This is a genomic window from Mucilaginibacter sp. (genome assembly GCF_028288225.1).
Classification (GTDB): domain Bacteria; phylum Bacteroidota; class Bacteroidia; order Sphingobacteriales; family Sphingobacteriaceae; genus Mucilaginibacter.
Genome location: NZ_JAQBOC010000022.1, coordinates 105,312 through 124,365, shown reverse-complemented (window position 1 = coordinate 124,365; position 19,054 = coordinate 105,312). Strand labels below are relative to the sequence as shown.

Sequence of the window (19,054 nt, the reverse complement as noted above, 5' to 3'; positions counted from 1 at the left end):
CATGTTAAATGAGTGCCAAAATTAATGTGCTAAAAATTATCCATTAGCATTCCTTGGGGTATCTATTATAACAAATATAATGGAATAGATAATTTCAAAAGCACCTGGAGATAGAATTTGTGAGGCAAATGGCAATGGCGGTGAAATTCATATTTAATTCATAATAAACCTATACTTTTCAATATTTTCTATCAGATCTATTTAAAAAGTAAACCTTATAGAATTAATGTCATATATGGATTGTGTCAATTATGATTGAACTTTAAGTGACAGTTATATTTTTAAAAGCAGGATAACTTCTTTAAAAAATCAATCGAATACATAACAAAAAGTACCTTTTTAGTAACTATTATATAATTTTCCACGTATTACAATAAGAGAATAGTTGGATTTTTAAATCATAAAAAATCGCAATTCTTTTAAATAAATATTTTTTTTCAATTAGTTTATTTAAATTTAAGATGATCCCAAGACAAAGAAAACGAGCTTTAAATATCATTAGGTGCTATAATAATGTGAGGGTTTTAAATTTGATTAAAAGCGAAAAAGTTAAAATTGAACGATTAAAACAGGAACTTAAATCAGTTAATGACCCTAAATTTATAAGCTATCTTCAAGGCAGGCTACACGTACTGGATGGTCTTACAAAGGATCAAACCATTAAAATTGAATTGGAGACACTATTATTGGCAATGAATAAGGTTGAGTTAAATCTTAGTGAATATCATAGCCGGTTAGATAGTTTGATAAATAGGTTAGGTACAATAACATATAAAGACAATTATCCCAATTAAGCCCCTTTAATCCGTTATTAAGAGCCGATTAACTAGTTAAAGCATCTTTCACTTAAGTTTTTTTTAATCTCCTCAACTACCTTATGAGGTGTAATTTGTTTCATACATATATTATCCTTACATATTAGCTTACCACAACCTGTAACCAAATCGCATTCAACTTTTTGATTTAATAATATCACCTGATCTTTATAAAAACTAATCGGTTTCCAAACATCTTTATTTACAGTTCCGCTAAATAATACAATAATTTTCCTTTTGAGCAAAGATGCTATATGTGAAAAGCCAGAATCCAGCCCTAAAAACATCGTACTTTTCTTGATAATATAGATAGATTGCAATATCGAATATTTCCCTATACAATTAATCACATTTGGCATTACAGAAATTATTTCCATTTGTTCTGGTGAAAGATCCTCAGAAACCCCAATTACATAAACAGGAATTTCTCCGGAAATTAATTCAATTGTTGTAATAAAATTTTCTACCGGCCATTTACGGGCCTGAGCTCCGGTTCCTAAGTGAACAACCAAAAACTCCGCCGGAAAAACCAGGTTGGTTATTTCGTCAAAAGGCATATCCTCTTCATTCCAATAATCAGCTACATTTATTTCCGGAAAACTTAGGTATTTAAAAAGCGGCGCAAACAAATTGGCAACATGATCTCCATTTTTAAATGGTAATACTACATCCAGAAGCGCCCCTCCTCCTCCAACATTATATCCAACAAACAATTTCTTCCGGATAAAAAACTTGATAAAAAAATTATTCCTCAAATCGCCCCTGACATCATAAATTAAGTCTGTTGTTATTTCCATCAATTGAAAGATATACTTCAGATATGAAACCTTTTTACCCCTTGAAAAATAAGGAGCATCTGCAATAATTACAGAATCAATAAAGCTCAATTTACTTGCAATTGTATAATTTTGGCTGCTTACCAATAAACTAATCTTATAATTTGCAATGCTCTTTAATGCCTTTATTGCCGGTAACATCAATACCATATCACCAATATGTGCAAATTGGGTAACGGTTATTTCGTTGAAAGGCTGAGCATTTAAAGTTTCTTTTTGATTTCTTTTGAAAAAATAAAGGAACTTATCAATTAGTTTTATTCTTCTTACCGTTTTAGGAGATATATTTGGATAAAATCTATATTGTATTTCTTCCATTATAATTATACTTTAATATTGGGGTGATATTAATTAATGGTCTTGCAAGCGATGTGATAAAGCACTATGGCTTAAGTTTACATCTAATGGCCGTACTTCTAAATCATAATATTCATTCTTAAAATTTATTGTTTTATATCAATGTGGGCCCTAAAATGATTTTGAAAAATTCAAAAAATTTATCAAACTTTATGAGTATATAAATGTGGTTAAATCGCAAAATGATAAAATAGATTTGGGTAGCTAATATTTTTTCAAAGCGACAATTTCTTTATCTTCTCAATTATGGATGTGGATGAGCACCCTTCAATAAAATTTATAGTTTTAACTTCACCGCCATTAGCTAATACTTCGCTCGAACCCACAATATCTGACGGAGAATAATCGGCGCCCTTAACAAGAATATCCGGCAAAACAGAACTTATTAAATTAAGGGGAGTGTCCTCTTCAAATATTACTACTCCATCAACAAAAAACAAAGCAGCCAATAAAGTTGCCCGACTGTTTTGATCATTAATTGGTCGGTTTCTCCCTTTTAAGCGTCTAACAGAGCTATCTGAATTTAAACCTATAATGAGTTTATCTCCAAGCTCCGCAGCTTTAGCTAAGTAAGTTATATGCCCAATATGCAACAGATCAAACACGCCATTAGTAAAAGTCACTTTATTTCCATTACTTCTCCAAATAAGTATTTGGTTTTTAATATTCCTTTGATCAATTATTTTATCTTTAATTAACTTTTCAATTTCAACTCTCATTGTTTGCTGGTTTATTATTAAAACAAGTCATCCACTGCCTTACAGAAGATGTGGCCAATAAGAATGTGGATCTCTTGAATACGCGCAGTTATATCTGATGGTACAATAATATTTAAATCACAAATACCGTTCATTTTTCCTCCGTCCCGCCCGGAAAAGCCTAACGTTTTACAATTTAATTTTTTAGCGGTTTCAAAGGCTTTCAATATTCCCGGACTATTGCCACTTGTAGATATACCTATGAACAGGTCCCCATGCTTTGCAAGTGCTTCTAATTGCCTCGAAAATGCATATTCATAACCATAATCATTGGCAATAGCAGTTAGAGCTGATGTATCAGTAGTTAGGGCAATACCAGGCAGTGGTTTTCGTTCTTTCACAAAACGCCCTGTTAATTCTGCTGCTATGTGCTGTGCATCAGCTGCACTTCCTCCATTACCAGCAAGAAAAACCGTATTTCCCTCTTTAATAGTATTACTCATCAATAAACAACCTGATTCAATATGTGGAGTAAGCGTATCAATTACTTTTTTTATAATGTTGTAATGATCATTAAGTTCTTCGAAAACCATTTTGAGATAAGGTAAATCGTTATTATTAGATAATTATAAGTCTATGTTTTTTTTAAAACATATAATTCACTCTTTGTTTTTCATCATCAACCATATCTTTAATTATTTCTTCTATTGTTGTAGTAGCACTACCAAGATGGCGTATTACAATGGCTGCAGCATGATTTGCAAGTTCACAAGACTCTTCAAGATTTAAACCCTGAGACAAAAAATAAGCTATAGTGGCCAAAACAGTATCGCCTGCTCCGGTAACGTCAAATACTTCTGTAGCTTTTACGGGTAATTCAGTATGATTGTGCTTGCTTAAAATTACCATACCTTGCTCTGAAAGTGTTACTACCAGGTATGGTACACCTGTTTGTTTGAAAAGTATACTTGCCGCTTCTTTTAAAGTAGCAATTGAATTTATGTTTTCAGATTTAGAAGCTTCGGCAAGCTCTTTTCTGTTTGGCTTAATAATAAACGCGCCTTTATACTTTTTATAATCAAGTCCTTTAGGATCAATAATTACCCTTTTATTATTTAAATTGGCAATTTTGATAATACGCTGTGTTAAAGCAGAAGAAAATAAGCCTTTATTATAATCGGATAAAACAACCAAGTCGGCATTAGCAATACAAGAACTTACTTTCTTAATCAAATCATTTTCTAATGTTCTCAATAAAGTGGTGGTAATTTCCCTATCCAATCTTACTAATTGGTGGTTACCCACTAAAACACGTGTCTTAACTGTCGTTGTTCTATTATTGTCCTTAATGATAGTATCAGTATTAACACCTTCATTATCAAGTAAGCCAATAAGCTGCTTACCCATGTTATCATTCCCGGTTACACCGGCTACTGTTACATTTGCGCCTAAGGATACTAAATTTTTGACCACATTTGCAGCGCCCCCCAAAGTGGTAGACTCTTCTTTGATGTCAACAATTGGAACTGGTGCTTCCGGTGATAGCCTGGTGGCGTTACCCCATATATAATGATCCAGCATCAAATCGCCAATAACAAGTATGTTAGGTTTATTATTCGAGGATTGTATATTATTTAGCTTATCTATTAACATATTTTTACGGTTAAGTGTCGATAATTAAGTTTAATATGCGTTCTCTTCTCCTTTTAGAATATTATAAATGGTTTTGTAAATTATCTTTAAATCCACCCACATTGACCAGTTTTCCAGGTACCATATATCGTGTTCAACCCTTTTTTGCATTAAAATCGGGTCCTTTGTTTCTCCTCTAAAACCATTTACCTGTGCCCATCCGGTAATTCCTGATTTTAAGAACTGACGTACCATATATTGATTAATGATCTGACTATATTCTTTGGTCATGTTTAATGGGTGCGGACGGGGTCCAATGACACTCATATCGCCCATAAGGACGTTGAAAAACTGTGGTAATTCATCAAGGCTGGTCTTCCGCAAAAAGCTTCCGATTTTAGTTATCCGGCTATCATCTTTAGTAGCTTGTTTTTCTCCGTCATTATTTACTTTCATGCTTCTAAATTTGTAGCATAAAAATGATTGATTGTCCTTACCACTTCTTAATTGTTTAAATAAAACCGGACCCGGACTTTGCAGCTTTATCAGTAAACCGATAATTGGATAAAGCCAGCTTAATATGAATATGATAACAAGTGAACTAAATACGATATCGAAAATTCGTTTTTTAAACCTATTTTCTATCTCTTCTAAGGGTTCATTCCGGTTACTTAACACTGCAATGTCACCTATATAGCTAATCTTTAGATTATTCGTAGTAGAGTTAGATAAATAAGGAACTAATTTTAAACGCAGACAATGTTTTTCTGCTTCCTTTTGTAACTGATTATATTCTGTTATTCTTTCCGGCGATAGGGTTACATAAACATCTCTTATACCGGCATTTGCAGCAGTGGTAATTTGCTTCCTGATAACGGGTAAAATTTGACCAGAACTATCTAAAAAAGAATTTTCTTCCTGATTTAAAAAACCTTCAAAGGCAAAATGATTGTTACTATCCTGAAAAAAACCAGCCAAACGCAATCCCATTGAATTTAAGCCAATAACTGCTACCGACCTGGTAATTTTAAAATGCTTCTTAAGACTTTTTTCTACGGCAGACCCAACTAATCTGGCAAGCATTAAACCTGTAAACACAAATGAGTAGAACAGCACTAACATGCCAAAAGAAAATTGGGCACTTTTAGATAAAACTACGTACGAGAAAAATAAAAAGGTAAATAAAATAAAGCTTTTAATTGTTAACCGATAAATGTTGTCCAATTTATAGGCAGAATTGTAGGTGTAAAGTCGAAAAAACATGGCCGCAAGTATCCAAATATAATTAGCTACCATCATTGAACTGATATCACCGTTTGCCTTAAGCGCAAAAAAATTATTGACACCAAGATATGATAAGTTAACAATTACAATATCAGTAATTGACATTATAAAATAGATCAAATATAGGAAGCGCGTTTTCATCTTGATTCTTTTTATTGTTAATACTTAATTGAAGAATTAATATTAATGCTTAAAAAAAAACATAAATAATTAACCTATATCAAAAACATCGATGATTTACCATTTAATTAAAATGGTAAAATCCGCAGCATTAATAGATAATTATATCAACTATTTTGGTAAATGTTTAACAATAATACAATTTGTATTAGTTAAAATTTACTTAATCAATTCAATGAAAAGAATATGTATAAAACTGTGAAATTGTGTGCTGGCCGATAAAAGCATTAGCCAAAGCTTCATTTAAAGGCTTTGGCTAATTCATTTTAAACAGGCTTATGAGTATGATTAACTGTAATTTAAATAACCTCTTGTAAAGTTTTCCCGATTGCCTGCCTTCCAATACTGTTATAGTAAAAGCCTTTATCTATCATTCTGGCAAGATCATATAAATTTCGCCCGTCAAAAATTACTTTGTTTTTTAATAATGTTTCCACCAAATCGAAATCCGGGTTGCGGAAAGCGCTCCATTCTGTAAGTATTAGAAGAGCATCTGCTCCGGTTAGTGCTTCATAATGGTCATTTGCATAACTAATCTTATCTCCAATCATGTACATAACATTATTCATAGCCTCCGGATCATAAGCTACTATATTAGCCCCTTCTTTAAGCAATTCATCTATAATATATAAAGCGGGGGCTTCACGTATATCATCAGTCTCCGGTTTAAATGCAAGACCCCATATCGCAAATTGCCTACCTTTTAAATTGCCTCCATAATACTTTTTAACCTTATCTATCAGTATCTTTTTCTGAATAGCATTTACCTCCATAACTGAGTTAAGTATCTTAAAATCATATTGGTTATCTTCCGCTGATTTTGCCAGGGCTTTAACATCTTTTGGGAAACAGCTTCCTCCATAACCTATACCCGGAAATAAAAATCTTTTACCAATACGTTCGTCAGAGCCTATGCCAAGTCTTACCATATCAACATCAGCCCCAACCAATTCACATAAATTGGCAATTTCATTCATAAATGAAATTTTTGTTGCCAAAAACGAGTTTGCAGCATATTTTGTTAATTCGGATGATTTTTCATCCATGAAAATTATTGGGTTTCCCTGGCGAACATACGGGGCGTAAAGTTCAGTCATTATTTTACGGGCTTTTTCATCAGTAGTACCAATAACAACACGATCTGGTTTCATGAAATCTTCAACTGCAACACCCTCTCTTAAAAATTCAGGGTTAGATACCACAGCCACTTCTACGTCTGTATATTGCTCAAATATTGCCTTAACTTTCTCGGCAGTACCAACAGGAACTGTTGATTTGGTAACCACAACTTTATATGATGTTATTAATTTTGCAATATCCTTAGCTGCTCCGAGTACATAACTTAAATCAGCAGATCCATTTTCTCCCGGAGGTGTTGGCAGCGCTAAAAATATCACTTTTGCATCTTCAATTGCACTTGCTAAATCATCGGTAAAAAGTATTCGTTCCTGAATTATGTTGCGATGAAGAAGTGGTTCAAGGCCTGGTTCATAGATGGGTAGCTGTCCCTGTTGCATCATTTTTACCTTTTGTTTATTAATGTCAACACAGGTAACATTGTTTCCGGTTTCTGATAAACATATTCCTGTTACAAGGCCTACATAGCCTGTTCCGATAATAGCAATTTTCATAAGCTGTTAATTAAATTGAATAAATTGATTTTTGAAATATTTTAGGAAAAAGCTGGAATGGCAAATACGAATCTAACGACGCTGTGCAGACCTGCCTAAGTTTACCATGAACTTTTCACGTGCAGTAATAATTGATAAATAATACCGGATATAAAACACAAGTAATTTTTCAGTTATTCGAAGATCTTTCCCTTTTTTAGAAATTAGTCCAATACTTTTAATTGGCGGGCGCAGGTCATAAAGAAACTTCACGATTGATTTAAATCTGTTTTTATTTGGTGACTTTCCAAAACCCGCCTGGCCCCCGCCTACCCTTTTGGCTTTAGTTATCAGCTCACTTATATTATGCCTTGCCGGGTGATTAATTATTGCGTTTTCTGCATATTTAATTTTGTAACCGGCATCTCTTGCCCTGATAGACCATTCATAATCTCCACCAGATAATAGGTCTTCTTTAAATAAGCCTATACTATCAAATACATGTTTATAACTAAACATATTGCCGGTAACACCTGTTCCATCCTCATTTACATATATATCCTGATTGAAAGCATAAATTTTTTCGTATAATTCAGCTTCAGTAAGTTTTTTTGAATGATAAAATAAATTAATCCTTCCTGCAATTCTGTCGCAATCATTATTGTTTTCAAGGAAACTAACCGCATTAGTTATCCAGTCCCTGTCGGCAATGCAATCTGAATCTGTAAAGCCTATAATTGAACCAGATGACATAGCTATGCCAGTATTACGAGCTGCATAAGATCCGGGTTTTTCCTCAGTAATCACTTTACAGTTGCAGGGTATAAAATATTCTTTGGGAACTTTATCAGCCGTATAATTATTTACAACTACGATTTCAAATAAATCCTGGTTATAACTTTGCTCATTTAAGGAATTCAGACATAATGATAATCTATCCCAATCTTTATAAGTCGGAATAATTATGGAAACAAATTTTTGATTCATATTAAAGAGGAGATTTATTATATAAATAATAACGTTGGCTAAAAGAAAGAACTCTTAAAGGCACGCAATGAAGTAAACAATAATTTGCTTCTTAGCTTTAAAATGTGTTGGATTTTTACCTTGAGAGGGTGTTTTTTTAAAAGTTCTTTTGCATAATCAGGCATACTATGATAGTACCTCATTATTTCAGTATAAATGTATGTGTCAATTACCTGTGCCAGCTCATTGGTCAGTAGCCCTGACGATTTCAAATAATCCCTGATATCTAATCTTAAAACGATCCGATTATCAAGTATTTTCATCATTTTTTCTTTGTTCTTGCTTTTAGAAATTGAATTCCCCGAAAAATGGACAATAGTGTTAATTGAATCATCACGTACTATTTGTGCATTGTTTTTTAAAAGCCGAAAAAGCAAATCATATTCTTGCGATGAGGTGAGTGCTTCGTCCCAACCATCAACTTTAAACAACTTTTTTTTTTGCCATAGATTTGAACTTGTAATACCAAGATTTGATGTAATTAGTCCTTTCCAAACATTCTTTTCTACATACCTGATGATGTCGGTAATTTTTCCATTTATATCATACTTAAGCAAACAATCACCGGCAATTACATCTGCGCTGTTAATTCTTGTTATATCATATTGTTTTTGTAGTTTATTTGGTAGTAGTTCATCATCTGCATCCAAAAATTGGATCCATTCTCCTTTTGCTTTACTTAAACCGTAATTACGGGCTGCAGGTGCACCTTTCTTAGTTTCGTTATAAACGTATATTTTATCCGGATAAGCAAGCTCATAATCTTTCAACAAGGACAATGTATCATCTGTTGAGTTATTATTAACCAAAATAATCTCAATATTTTGATAAGTTTGCCTTAAAACACTATCAACAGCGCGATTTATGAAGCTGGCGCAATTATAACAAGGTATAATAACGGATATCATTAGTGGGTATTTGTTTATTTAATGAATTATCTTTTCTTTAAACTTTGTAGAAGGTCTTTAAGCTCGGAACCCATCATAAGATAGATTATTCCGGAGTAGACTATGAAAAGACTTAAACCACAAATTATATAATTTAAACCTGCCAGGTTTAAAAGGTAGTCGATTATGAAACTTGAAATTGATGCAATAAGAGGTGCTTTTAAAGCAATAATAAATTCGATTATTGAAATTTTAACAGGTAAAAGAAAATTGAAAGTATATTGCGCTACTATCACTACAATAATTTTATTAAGGAATATGGCCCATGCTGCTCCTATAATACCATAATAGTATATACCCAATGCCAACGTTGGCAAAAATATAAGTGCTTTAAGTATCTGTTGCTTCATTTCCATTCCCGGGCGCCCCAATCCCCTTAATAGTGAAGTGTTACCGCTAACCAAAATATGAAACATTACAGATCCTGATAGTATCTGCAGAGGAGCCACCGTTTCATGCCATTTGGCCCCAAAAACATTTACAATAAAAGAGTTTCCCTCAACAACGAAGAAAATCATCACCGGAAAAATAAAGAGGCAATTAAATAATACCACTTTTAAGTAATATTTTTTAAGGGCAATAATATCATTTTGCTTTCTGCCATAAATTGGATACATCACATTATTTATCACTGCCATTAATCTTCCTCTAAAAGTATCTGTTAACACAAAGGCCAGGGTATAAATACCTAAAGAAGTTGCACCTAATAACTTTCCAATCAATAAATAATCAATATTATTATATAAATAATTTAAAATGTTTGATCCGGTTGTGTAAACCCCAAAACCAAAAACATCTTTAAAAGCTTGCTTTTCCATTATAAAAGCAGGCTTCCATTTGGTGGCATTAAAAAATAAAGGCATTGCCAAAAAAACATTCCCCACAGAGTTGAATACCAATGCCCAAACCCCTGCTCCTTTAAAAGCCAATAAAAGTGCAATTATGCCAACAATTATGTTTGAAGTATTGTCTATAAAGGCAAGCTTTTTAAAATTCATTTGCTTGGTAAGCTGTGCCTTGTGCACCAGGTTAGCCGGACTTATTAATATGCCGATGCTAAGAACCGGGATGATAGTTTCTAAAATGGGCTTTTTATAAAATATAGCAGCTAAAGGACCTACACCAAAACTCATAACTAAAAATAAGATAACGGACCATATAACCCCTGTCCAAAAAGCTGTGTGGTAATGTTCTTTACGTAATGATGATTCTTTCCTTTGAACCAGAGCTGCCCCTACACCTAAATCGTTAAGTACCTGAACAAATCCTGTAAATACGGTTGCCATGCCCACAACTCCAAATTCACTTGGAAAAAGCAATTTAGCCAGTGCTAATTTTAAAATAAAATTGAAGGCCTGATTTATAATCAGTTGAATAAGGTTCCAGAAAATCCCAGACGCTACCAATTTTTTATCCGTACCAGGGGAGGGTGCTTTTTTATCAGGGTCTGAAATAGTTTCTCTTAATACGCTACTCATATAACTATCGAATATTGATACAATTTGAATGAATTTACTACTTTCAAGAGCCCGAATTAGAAATTACTCAATTTGATTAGGTAAAGCTGAATATGAATTTGATTTGTACATTTCTGCTTTATGTGCAATAATCTGGTAGTATAGCTTTAAGTGGCTTTGGATATACTTGTCTACAGAAAATTGTTCCGCGCGATTTATGCAATGTTTTTTCTTTTCATCGATTTCAATTTTATTTTTCAATATATGATCAATTAAAAGTGAAAGATTACCTTCTTTTGGCGAATACATCCAGGAACTTTTGGGATCATATATTTCATTAAGCCCGCCCCGATCAGTTTGACAAACGGGAACGCCATGGGATAATGATTCAATTACAGTTCGGCCAAAAGGCTCATTCCACAATGCCGGCACAATTAATATATCAATCTTCGTATAAAATTCATGTGGCTTAATTATCCCTAAAAATTCATACTCAATGCCTTGTAATTTATTTTTAAGCTGGTCTATAAATTTCGGCTCGCCTTTTCCAGCGAAAACAATTTTTATTTTTGTTTTTTGCAGATCACCTAAGTTTAAAAATTCATTTACTAAATATTCAACTCCTTTATCGCGGGCTATCCTTCCAATATACCCAAAGTGTAATTTATCTGCGGGTGCTTTCTCAATAACATTTGCCCCCCCTTGTATAGCATTATATATTAAATGTCCACCAAATTCAGGAATCTCAAAAAAAGCCTTATGCCTGTTTAGTATGTATCTGCTAATACCTATATAATGATCAGGATACCTTAATAAATTTTTCTTTAATCCATGTGTTATTTTACAGGGTAAGCATAAAGAGTCACAATTCTGATTTTTATTAAACATACTGCATTTATGGCAAAGCAGATAATAATCACGCATTGTATGTATAAGGGGGATTTTGCCGGCTTTTATCGTCAGCCAAATAAATGGGGAGAAGCCCTGGATGGTATTTGTATGAACCAATGAGGGCTGAATTCTTTTTAAAATTGCAGAAACTTTAAAATGATAAAATATATTAAAGGAGTCGATAAGATGCCAGAAAACTTTAAAAAATCCATAAACATTAGCAACACCGTTATGGGTAGAAAATATATTTCTTTGTTTTAGACTAATTACAATCACACCGTTAACACGATAGATCCGATCAATGGGTCCGGTAGTTAAAACATATACCTGATTGCCTGTTCTTTTTAAACCTTCTGCTAATAATTGCACAGATATTTCTGCTCCTCCCACAAAGGTTGGATAATAAAAGCTATTAATAAGTAAAACTTTCATACCGTAACTTCTATAGCTTTGTTATCGCGCAAATCAGTATTAATGTTTTTACTTTCAAGGTATTTATTTTCAACAAATGATCTTATTTTTTCTACAAAACAGCTTTCGTCAAACGTTTCCGCATGGGCACGAATAAAGGAAGGATCAAATTCTAATTCTTCAAACAATTCAATCGCCTCTATTAATGATTCTTTGGTTTGTTGTTCAAAAAAAATGGCTGTAGATTTTAAAGAATTATCAACATAAGGGATCATAGTATCCAAAACCCCTCCCTTTCCATAGGCTATAACAGGCCTTCCGGACGCGTTTGCCTCGAGTGGAGTTATGCCATAATCTTCAAGTTGGGGGAAAATAAATGATTTGCAATTAGCATAAAGCCTTGCCAAATCATCTGCACCAAGCCCACTTAAAAATGTAATATTACTACCTGCGTTTTCCTTAACTTCCTTTTCTCTTGACCCTTTACCTACAATTACCAACTTTTTATCAGGCATGTCATTAAAGGCTTCTATTACCAAATCAACCTTTTTATACGATTCAAAACGGGAAACAACTAAAAAGTAATCACTTAGTGAGTTTGAAACATAAAAATTTTTACACTTTACAGATGGATTAATTACAGTAATAGGCATTATGGGATTGTAGGCCAGTTTAATACGTTGAACAACTTCCTGAGCGTTAGTTATAAACCAGTGTGTTTTTTTTGCCGACTTTGTATCAATTTCTTTTAAAACAGCTATTACTTTTTTTAAAATATTTGTTTTTATTTTACCCATATGGTTGATTTTATCGTATGATTCTGTGCTCCATACCAACCGAAAAGGATTATGACAATAAGTAATTATGATTGAATTTACATCTGTTTTTACATATTTAGCACAATGAGTAGTTGATTGAAGTATTACGTCGTATCCATTTAAATTCAATCGTTGCATTGCCATAACCCCAAATGGAAAAAAATAACGTTTCATGTTTTTTTCACTGCTTATCACTCTTCCAAACCAGCTTGTTCTTATGTCACATTCCTTAAATTCAGAATAAGTGTTGTCAGGGTCGTAGGTAAGTGTATAAATCGGCGCATCAGGAAAGGCATTGTGAAAGCTCAATGCCACTTGCTCAGCCCCGCCTTTGCGTACAAGGTCATCATGAACAATTGCTATTTTCATATAGAATAGTTATTATTGAAATAAGTAATTCATCGTAAACCTTAATATTATATTCTTAATACTGAGTTTGAGCGCATAAACAGGACTACCTTTGTATAAAATTTTTGAAGCCCTGGTAAGCATCTTTTTGGACATAATTGCCTGCGGCATCTTTAAAAATAAGGCCATAATGTGCTTCAATTGGATAGCGTTGTGCTAATGAGGGTTGATCAAAAAGCTCATATATGTATAAAGCTTTAACCGTTCCCTGAGCAATTATTTTTTTAATATTTTTAGTAATATATTCGTTTTGACTTGCAAAGTCCACGCTTGAAGTTCCTTTAAAACGGTTAAACTCGGTGATCCATATAGGCTTATTAAACCTTTGGCTAATTGAGTTTAATACATTACCAAAAGGTGGTTTCAAATCGGTTATATCACCCATATTTGAGTACCAATGACATCCTATAATATCATAATTCACGTTGTTATCCTTTAACAACTGCAGGTACCAATAATGTGTAAAGCTTACCGAAAGAGTGATTTTTATTGATGGTTTAACAGTTTTTATACCATCAATAAATCCTTTTATTTCCGCTATAAAGCGCTGGGCTTTTAATATATCATATTCACCAGACGTTGCGCCATCCGGCTTATTTTTGACCCGTATTTTATTATCCCCTTCATTATTAACTTCAATTACCGAAAAATAATCCCCATACTGCACTCCGAAATTTTTACCTTGCTGCACAGATCTTTGATAAATTGCTTCAGGTTCATCACCTCCAAACCCGGTTTGCATTACTGCCGGCAGCGGTAAAATATTATTCTTTTTCAGACTGTTTAATACATTTAAAAATGCCGGTTCATTTTTAGCATATCCATCGCGGTTTAAAATTACATCAAACCTGTAACTACTTAATTTTAAGTCTTTAATAGCATCTATCTGTTCGTCTAAATTATTCCTATAATCAGGCTGGGTTAAAGGATGACCGTTGATTCCCCATATGAAAGATTTATCTGTATTTTGAGCTTTAAGTATTAAGCTCATAAATAAATAGAAAGTAGAACTCAGGATAAATTTGCCAATCTTTGTCATATTATAAAATGATTATAAACAGGTAACTATACGCTATAACTTTGCGATTAAGTCTTGTTTAAATTGAGGTTGATGGCTTAAATGCTTTAACACAAAACCTAAGGCTATAAATATCCATAATGATGGATATGCAAATTCAGGCACGGAGGCCATCATGATGAAATAGACAATTATTAGCCCAATTTTATAACAACCGGATAATATCGGTATAGCAATATCAAGCCAAAGGTTCCTTAAAACAAACCAGGAAAAAATTAATAACCCTATAATACCGTTATTAGGCAATAACGTTGAAAAGAAATCTGCAGACCTAATATATCCAAAGCCTATCCCAAAAGCTTGGCTAAAACCGTTAAGATTTGACCAAAATTCAATTTGATTAATAAAACTTTTACCTCTTTCCCTGGATGAGACACTGTTTCCACCAATTTTTCCACCTAATACAAATTCGTATAAGCTATCAAATAAATGTTGAAACATGTTCAACTGGAGAACAAAACAAACAACTATTATAAAAATACACATGTAAAAAAAAACCTGGTATTGTCTTTTATAGATGAACCAATAGCTCATAAATAGAAACATAAAAAAGTATGCTGTGGTTGAAAAAGTAAGCAATAAGCAGGTAAGTAACAAATACATATCAAAGCGCCTCTTTAATCCGAATGTTAAAACCCAAAAAGGGAATACTGTAAAAACAAACATCGAAGGCTCTCCGGTATATCCTTTTAATCGCATTAAGCTAATGGGCCCTAAACTAAAGGTTTGAAATAAGGAAGCTGGTGCACTATCATATCCCAAAGTACGGTTCGCCATAAAATCACCATTTATTCCTGTTGCAGCATAAAGTAAAAACTCATATAAAGCATAAAAGCACAATAATCTCAACCCCCAATAAATATATTTTATGATTGATTCATTTGAAAGATGCTTCACATAGCCATAAATAATAAAGCCTACCACAAGGGATAGCGTTTGAGTTAAATGCGAAGCGCGATAAAATGTGCGTGTATAATCATTCTTATTAATCAATATGAGATTTTTAGATAGTTTTAAGTGAGTTATCAGATTTATAAGCTGGGAAACAAAACTTAAAATAATTATAACACAAAAAAAGTAAGTGAGCTCCAGGAAAAATTTCCCTTTTTCTTCCTTTAAAGTTGATAATGGAATAGTTATAAACAATAAAGCAGACAGCACAGTAATAATTGTAGTGCCAGGTACAGACGGAACTAGTACAAATGATGTTATTGGGAAAAACAACATCAATATATTTACATATTTTTTAATAAACGACGTTGTATCCTGCGTTGATGCAGACAGTACTGGGCTATTAATCATACCTGGATTGATAATTTTTTAAGTATTAACAAATCTTCCCGCTTGGTTTTTAAAACTCTTTAGGCTGTATTTAATTACCATAACCTATTCCATACCCGTAGCCAAAATATCCGGAATTCGAAAAATTAACATCATTGATAACCAAATACAAATTTTCAACATTGTCCTTCTCTTTTATTTCATTGATAGTTTCAATTTGTGTTTTATTGGTATAGTTATGTCTGCACACAAAAATTGTCATATCAACATGTTTTTGAATAATGAGTGCATCAGAAACCAAACCAACAGGTGAACTATCAATAATAATATATTCAAATCTTTTTCTCAATTCTTTGATAAGATGTGCCAGTTTATCACTAAGTAATAGCTCGCTGGCATTAGCTACTATAGGGCCGGAAGTAATTATATAGCAATTTTCATTTAACGGGCTTGGCTTTATCAGGCTATCTATATCTATATTGTCTTCCAATATATAATTGGAAAAGCCTAATTCCGTGTTATCAACACCTAAAACATTTGAAAGCTTTGGCTTTCTTAAATCAAGTTCAATCAGTAAAACTTTTTTTCCGGCCATGGCAAAAGTACTTCCCAAATTTCTCGTTAAAAATGTCTTTCCTTCCCCATTAACACTTGATGTAATCATAATAACATTTGATTGACCATTATCAAGTAAATTACGCAGCTTTGTTCTAAGCGTACGGATACTTTCGTTAACTTGTGTTCTTGATAACAAATCGGTTCCCGATCTATGGGATCCGGATTGGTGACCAATCTTTCCGATAATAACTACATCTGTTTGGTTTTCAATATCGCCCTCTGAACTTATTTTGGATCGCAAAAAGTCTTTAGAATTAACAATACCAAATGGGATAATTAATCCCGTAAAAAATGACATTAAATATATAAGTGGTCTGATAGGTTTTGCTGGCTGCTTTGAACTTTTTGCTCCATCAATGATTCTGGAATAAGGCATATTTGCCGCTTTAGCCATTGAAGTCTCTTCACGTTTTTGCAGCAAATAAACATATAATTGCTGCTTAAGCTCTTGTTGCCTTGAAAAATCAATAATTGCACGCTGTTTACCAGGAACCTTTTTTATATTGTCGCTTAACACATTGGTTTGTTCATTAATTCCACTGCTATTTAAATCCATTTCATTTTTGTAACTATCTATGCTTTCTAACAAATTGCGTCGTACAACTTGTATTTGCTCATCAATGTTTTCAATAACGGGATTGGTTTCAGTGTATGACAATCTTTGTTTAATCCTTTCATTTAAAAGATTGTTATACTGTGCAAGGCTTGCTGCAAATGAAGCATTTTGTATGTTTAACGAACTTGGAATTACTTGTTTATTTTCCGGATCATCCAGCCGGGCTTTCAGATCCTTAATAATTGACAGCTGAATTTGCTGCTGTTGATATTTATTACTGTTTTCGGTTGCCGTACCTACAAGTACTTTTGATTGCTCAGCAATGTCAGTGATATCATTGTCGGTTCTATAATTTTGATATTTTTTTTCAACGTTATCCAATTCTCCTGCAACTACTCCCAACCGATTATTGATAAAATTTATAGTACTATCAATTGCACTCTTTTTTTGATTGATGTTATCTTTTAAATATTGCTCCATTAAACTTTGCAATATAACCTCTCCCCTTTTTGAGTTTGGATAGTATAAAGTTATAGCTACTGTGGTTGTTCCTTTGTCCGTAAATTCGGCATCATAATTTTTCGTTAAATCGGAAATTGCATCGTCTTCCGAAACTATCTGAGTTGAATATTCCTGCTGGAGAATAGGGATACCAGGACGTTTCTCAATCGTTAGGTCATATTGAGGCAAATTTATTCGTTCTCCAAAACTAAAATCCTTGCTAACGTTTTCGTCGGAATTAACTAAATGAAAAGTATGATTATTGATTTTTTTTATTATATACTCACGCTTTTTTAAAGAATCGACTTTATTACGAATTATTTTTACTTCAAACGGAGCTTCTTCATATATCTCAGAACCTAAAAAGCCGCTATTTGAAAAAACCTTAATATTGAGGTGCAATTTTTGTACAATCTCCTTTATAAGGTTACGGGACCTTAGTACATCCCCCTCATTCTTTATAATTTCGTTAATATTTAATACTGATGAAACCCCGCCGTTTGCATAAGCAGAAGAGACATCAGGATTATTAGGTTGCTGTTGTAAAAGTATTGAGCTGCTAATCAAATATTGCTGCGTAGCATAGTTGTTATATAAATAAGCCAGGCTGAGAAAAATAAACAGGCTAATAACAAATAAATACCAATAAGTTTTAAATTGTAATAAGAATTTATTTATCTGCGGATTGTTTTCCTTATTAAGATATGTTTTCATCTTGAATATTTTAATTAAATAAAACTGATACTAAATTACTTCCAGTACATTTTATACTTACCAATAGCGGTGAGCTAATAGCGCAGCAGTAAATAAAGTGGCTGCAAGAGAAAGATATTTAACCAGGTTATTATCATTATTTAACACCTTGGTCTTTAATGGTTCAACATACACAATGTCATTTTGCTTTAGGTAAAAATATGGGGAGCTAAGCATTTCCTTTTTAGTCATATCAAGTCTTACTGATACATTTTTACCATCCGCTTGCTTCCGTATAAGCAAAACATTGGTGCGGCGACCATATATAGTTAAGTCGCCTGCATACCCGATCGCATCTAATAAAGTAACCTGTTCATTAGGAATAATGTAAGCAGCCGGATGATTTACTTCGCCTATAACAGTTACTTTAAAATTAGAAAAGCGAACATCAACTACGGGATCAATAAAAGAATGATTTGCACGGTCTTTTATAGCAGCACGGGCTTGTGATGTAGTTAAGCCTGCAATTTTTATAGTTCCTATAACAGGTACTTCAACGTTGCCGTTCTTATCTACTAAATAACCGGCCAACGGATTAGCTGAACCGTTTTGTGGATTACTTCCGCCGTTTACATAAACGCCATTCCTACTGTTAATGCTAACTGTAGCTGCGGGGTCAGTGGTATTAATATTTATAGCTAAAATATCATCTGGTTGAATAATAGGTTCACTATAATTACCCAATGCAACAGGGGCCGCTGCTTTTGCCTCAGGAATATCCTGAAAATATATCAGCTTTTTAGTATTACCGCATGAACATAAAAACATGCAGATCACGGCCAAAAATAGGAATGTAAAAAAGGCTGTTTTTTTCATAGGTTTAAAAGTTGATGATGATTTAAATTTTGGATCGTACCGCATTTTTAAACAATTACATTTCAAATATTTTTACAAACT

Annotated in this window: 16 protein-coding genes; 1 reads left to right on the top strand and 15 read right to left on the bottom strand. The window is 33.1% G+C overall.

The annotated features are described in order from the left end of the window. Positions 1-461 precede the first annotated feature (461 nt). Positions 462-794, top strand: coding sequence for a hypothetical protein (locus JWQ54_RS07110; RefSeq protein WP_299582200.1), 333 nt, complete (start codon positions 462-464; stop codon positions 792-794). A gap of 32 nt (positions 795-826) precedes the next feature. On the opposite strand, the gene JWQ54_RS07105 is transcribed toward JWQ54_RS07110, so the two are convergent. From JWQ54_RS07105 to JWQ54_RS07035, 15 genes are all read right to left on the bottom strand, one after another. Beyond that, positions 827-1,969: a glycosyltransferase family 9 protein gene (locus JWQ54_RS07105; RefSeq protein ID WP_299582197.1), complete on the bottom strand. Its 1,143-nt coding sequence runs from the start codon at positions 1,967-1,969 to the stop codon at positions 827-829. A gap of 254 nt (positions 1,970-2,223) precedes the next feature. Further along, a complete protein-coding gene (gene rfaE2 / locus JWQ54_RS07100; RefSeq protein WP_299582194.1) occupies positions 2,224-2,727 on the bottom strand; it encodes a D-glycero-beta-D-manno-heptose 1-phosphate adenylyltransferase in 504 nt (167 codons plus the stop codon). Positions 2,728-2,744: 17 nt separating this feature from the next. Beyond that, entirely contained in the window at positions 2,745-3,299 is a 555-nt protein-coding gene (locus JWQ54_RS07095) for a D-sedoheptulose 7-phosphate isomerase (protein WP_299582191.1), read from the bottom strand. A gap of 52 nt (positions 3,300-3,351) precedes the next feature. After that, positions 3,352-4,359, bottom strand: coding sequence for a D-glycero-beta-D-manno-heptose-7-phosphate kinase (gene rfaE1, locus JWQ54_RS07090; protein WP_299582188.1), 1,008 nt, complete (start codon positions 4,357-4,359; stop codon positions 3,352-3,354). Between the two features lie 30 nt (positions 4,360-4,389). Further along, the gene (locus JWQ54_RS07085; RefSeq protein ID WP_299582312.1) at positions 4,390-5,727 is read right to left on the bottom strand and encodes an undecaprenyl-phosphate glucose phosphotransferase; all 1,338 of its coding nucleotides are present in this window, start codon (positions 5,725-5,727) and stop codon (positions 4,390-4,392) included. 374 nt (positions 5,728-6,101) lie between these two features. Further along, positions 6,102-7,433 carry a UDP-glucose/GDP-mannose dehydrogenase family protein gene (locus tag JWQ54_RS07080; protein ID WP_299582185.1) on the bottom strand — a complete coding sequence of 444 codons (1,332 nt, stop codon included), beginning with the start codon at positions 7,431-7,433 and terminating at the stop codon, positions 6,102-6,104. A gap of 72 nt (positions 7,434-7,505) precedes the next feature. Next, positions 7,506-8,399, bottom strand: a complete 894-nt coding sequence (locus JWQ54_RS07075) for a glycosyltransferase (protein WP_299582182.1) — start codon at positions 8,397-8,399, stop codon at positions 7,506-7,508. Positions 8,400-8,437: 38 nt separating this feature from the next. Continuing rightward, entirely contained in the window at positions 8,438-9,346 is a 909-nt protein-coding gene (locus JWQ54_RS07070; protein WP_299582180.1) for a glycosyltransferase family 2 protein, read from the bottom strand. A gap of 26 nt (positions 9,347-9,372) precedes the next feature. Beyond that, a complete protein-coding gene (locus tag JWQ54_RS07065) occupies positions 9,373-10,863 on the bottom strand; it encodes a lipopolysaccharide biosynthesis protein (RefSeq protein ID WP_299582177.1) in 1,491 nt (496 codons plus the stop codon). A gap of 63 nt (positions 10,864-10,926) precedes the next feature. Beyond that, entirely contained in the window at positions 10,927-12,165 is a 1,239-nt protein-coding gene (locus JWQ54_RS07060) for a glycosyltransferase (protein ID WP_299582175.1), read from the bottom strand. Further along, positions 12,162-13,331: a glycosyltransferase gene (locus tag JWQ54_RS07055; protein WP_299582173.1), complete on the bottom strand. Its 1,170-nt coding sequence runs from the start codon at positions 13,329-13,331 to the stop codon at positions 12,162-12,164. The genes JWQ54_RS07060 and JWQ54_RS07055 overlap by 4 nt, the downstream gene beginning before the upstream one ends. Before the next feature lie 85 nt (positions 13,332-13,416). Next, entirely contained in the window at positions 13,417-14,409 is a 993-nt protein-coding gene (locus JWQ54_RS07050; RefSeq protein WP_299582170.1) for a glycosyl hydrolase, read from the bottom strand. 33 nt (positions 14,410-14,442) lie between these two features. Then, complete coding sequence (locus JWQ54_RS07045; RefSeq protein ID WP_299582168.1) at positions 14,443-15,441, bottom strand: hypothetical protein; 999 nt, start codon at positions 15,439-15,441, stop codon at positions 14,443-14,445. Positions 15,442-15,820: 379 nt separating this feature from the next. Then, on the bottom strand, positions 15,821-18,118 hold the full coding sequence (locus tag JWQ54_RS07040) for a tyrosine-protein kinase (RefSeq protein WP_299582166.1): 2,298 nt from the start codon (positions 18,116-18,118) through the stop codon (positions 15,821-15,823). Positions 18,119-18,175: 57 nt separating this feature from the next. Further along, a complete protein-coding gene (locus tag JWQ54_RS07035) occupies positions 18,176-18,973 on the bottom strand; it encodes a polysaccharide biosynthesis/export family protein (protein WP_299582164.1) in 798 nt (265 codons plus the stop codon). Between the last annotated feature and the right edge of the window lie 81 nt (positions 18,974-19,054).

Excerpts from the sequence above, each read along its gene's own strand:
- JWQ54_RS07075 (WP_299582182.1), bottom strand. The coding sequence starts at position 8,399 with ATGAATCAAAAATTTGTTTCCATAATTATTCCGACTTATAAAGATTGG.
- JWQ54_RS07080 (WP_299582185.1), bottom strand. The coding sequence starts at position 7,433 with ATGAAAATTGCTATTATCGGAACAGGCTATGTAGGCCTTGTAACAGGA.
- JWQ54_RS07065 (WP_299582177.1), bottom strand. The coding sequence starts at position 10,863 with ATGAGTAGCGTATTAAGAGAAACTATTTCAGACCCTGATAAAAAAGCA.
- JWQ54_RS07095 (WP_299582191.1), bottom strand. The coding sequence starts at position 3,299 with ATGGTTTTCGAAGAACTTAATGATCATTACAACATTATAAAAAAAGTA.
- rfaE1 (WP_299582188.1), bottom strand. The coding sequence starts at position 4,359 with ATGTTAATAGATAAGCTAAATAATATACAATCCTCGAATAATAAACCT.
- rfaE2 (WP_299582194.1), bottom strand. The coding sequence starts at position 2,727 with ATGAGAGTTGAAATTGAAAAGTTAATTAAAGATAAAATAATTGATCAA.
- JWQ54_RS07110 (WP_299582200.1), top strand. The coding sequence starts at position 462 with ATGATCCCAAGACAAAGAAAACGAGCTTTAAATATCATTAGGTGCTAT.
- JWQ54_RS07055 (WP_299582173.1), bottom strand. The coding sequence starts at position 13,331 with ATGAAAATAGCAATTGTTCATGATGACCTTGTACGCAAAGGCGGGGCT.
- JWQ54_RS07040 (WP_299582166.1), bottom strand. The coding sequence starts at position 18,118 with ATGAAAACATATCTTAATAAGGAAAACAATCCGCAGATAAATAAATTC.
- JWQ54_RS07085 (WP_299582312.1), bottom strand. The coding sequence starts at position 5,727 with ATGTCAATTACTGATATTGTAATTGTTAACTTATCATATCTTGGTGTC.
- JWQ54_RS07035 (WP_299582164.1), bottom strand. The coding sequence starts at position 18,973 with ATGAAAAAAACAGCCTTTTTTACATTCCTATTTTTGGCCGTGATCTGC.
- JWQ54_RS07070 (WP_299582180.1), bottom strand. The coding sequence starts at position 9,346 with ATGATATCCGTTATTATACCTTGTTATAATTGCGCCAGCTTCATAAAT.
- JWQ54_RS07060 (WP_299582175.1), bottom strand. The coding sequence starts at position 12,165 with ATGAAAGTTTTACTTATTAATAGCTTTTATTATCCAACCTTTGTGGGA.
- JWQ54_RS07105 (WP_299582197.1), bottom strand. The coding sequence starts at position 1,969 with ATGGAAGAAATACAATATAGATTTTATCCAAATATATCTCCTAAAACG.
- JWQ54_RS07050 (WP_299582170.1), bottom strand. The coding sequence starts at position 14,409 with ATGACAAAGATTGGCAAATTTATCCTGAGTTCTACTTTCTATTTATTT.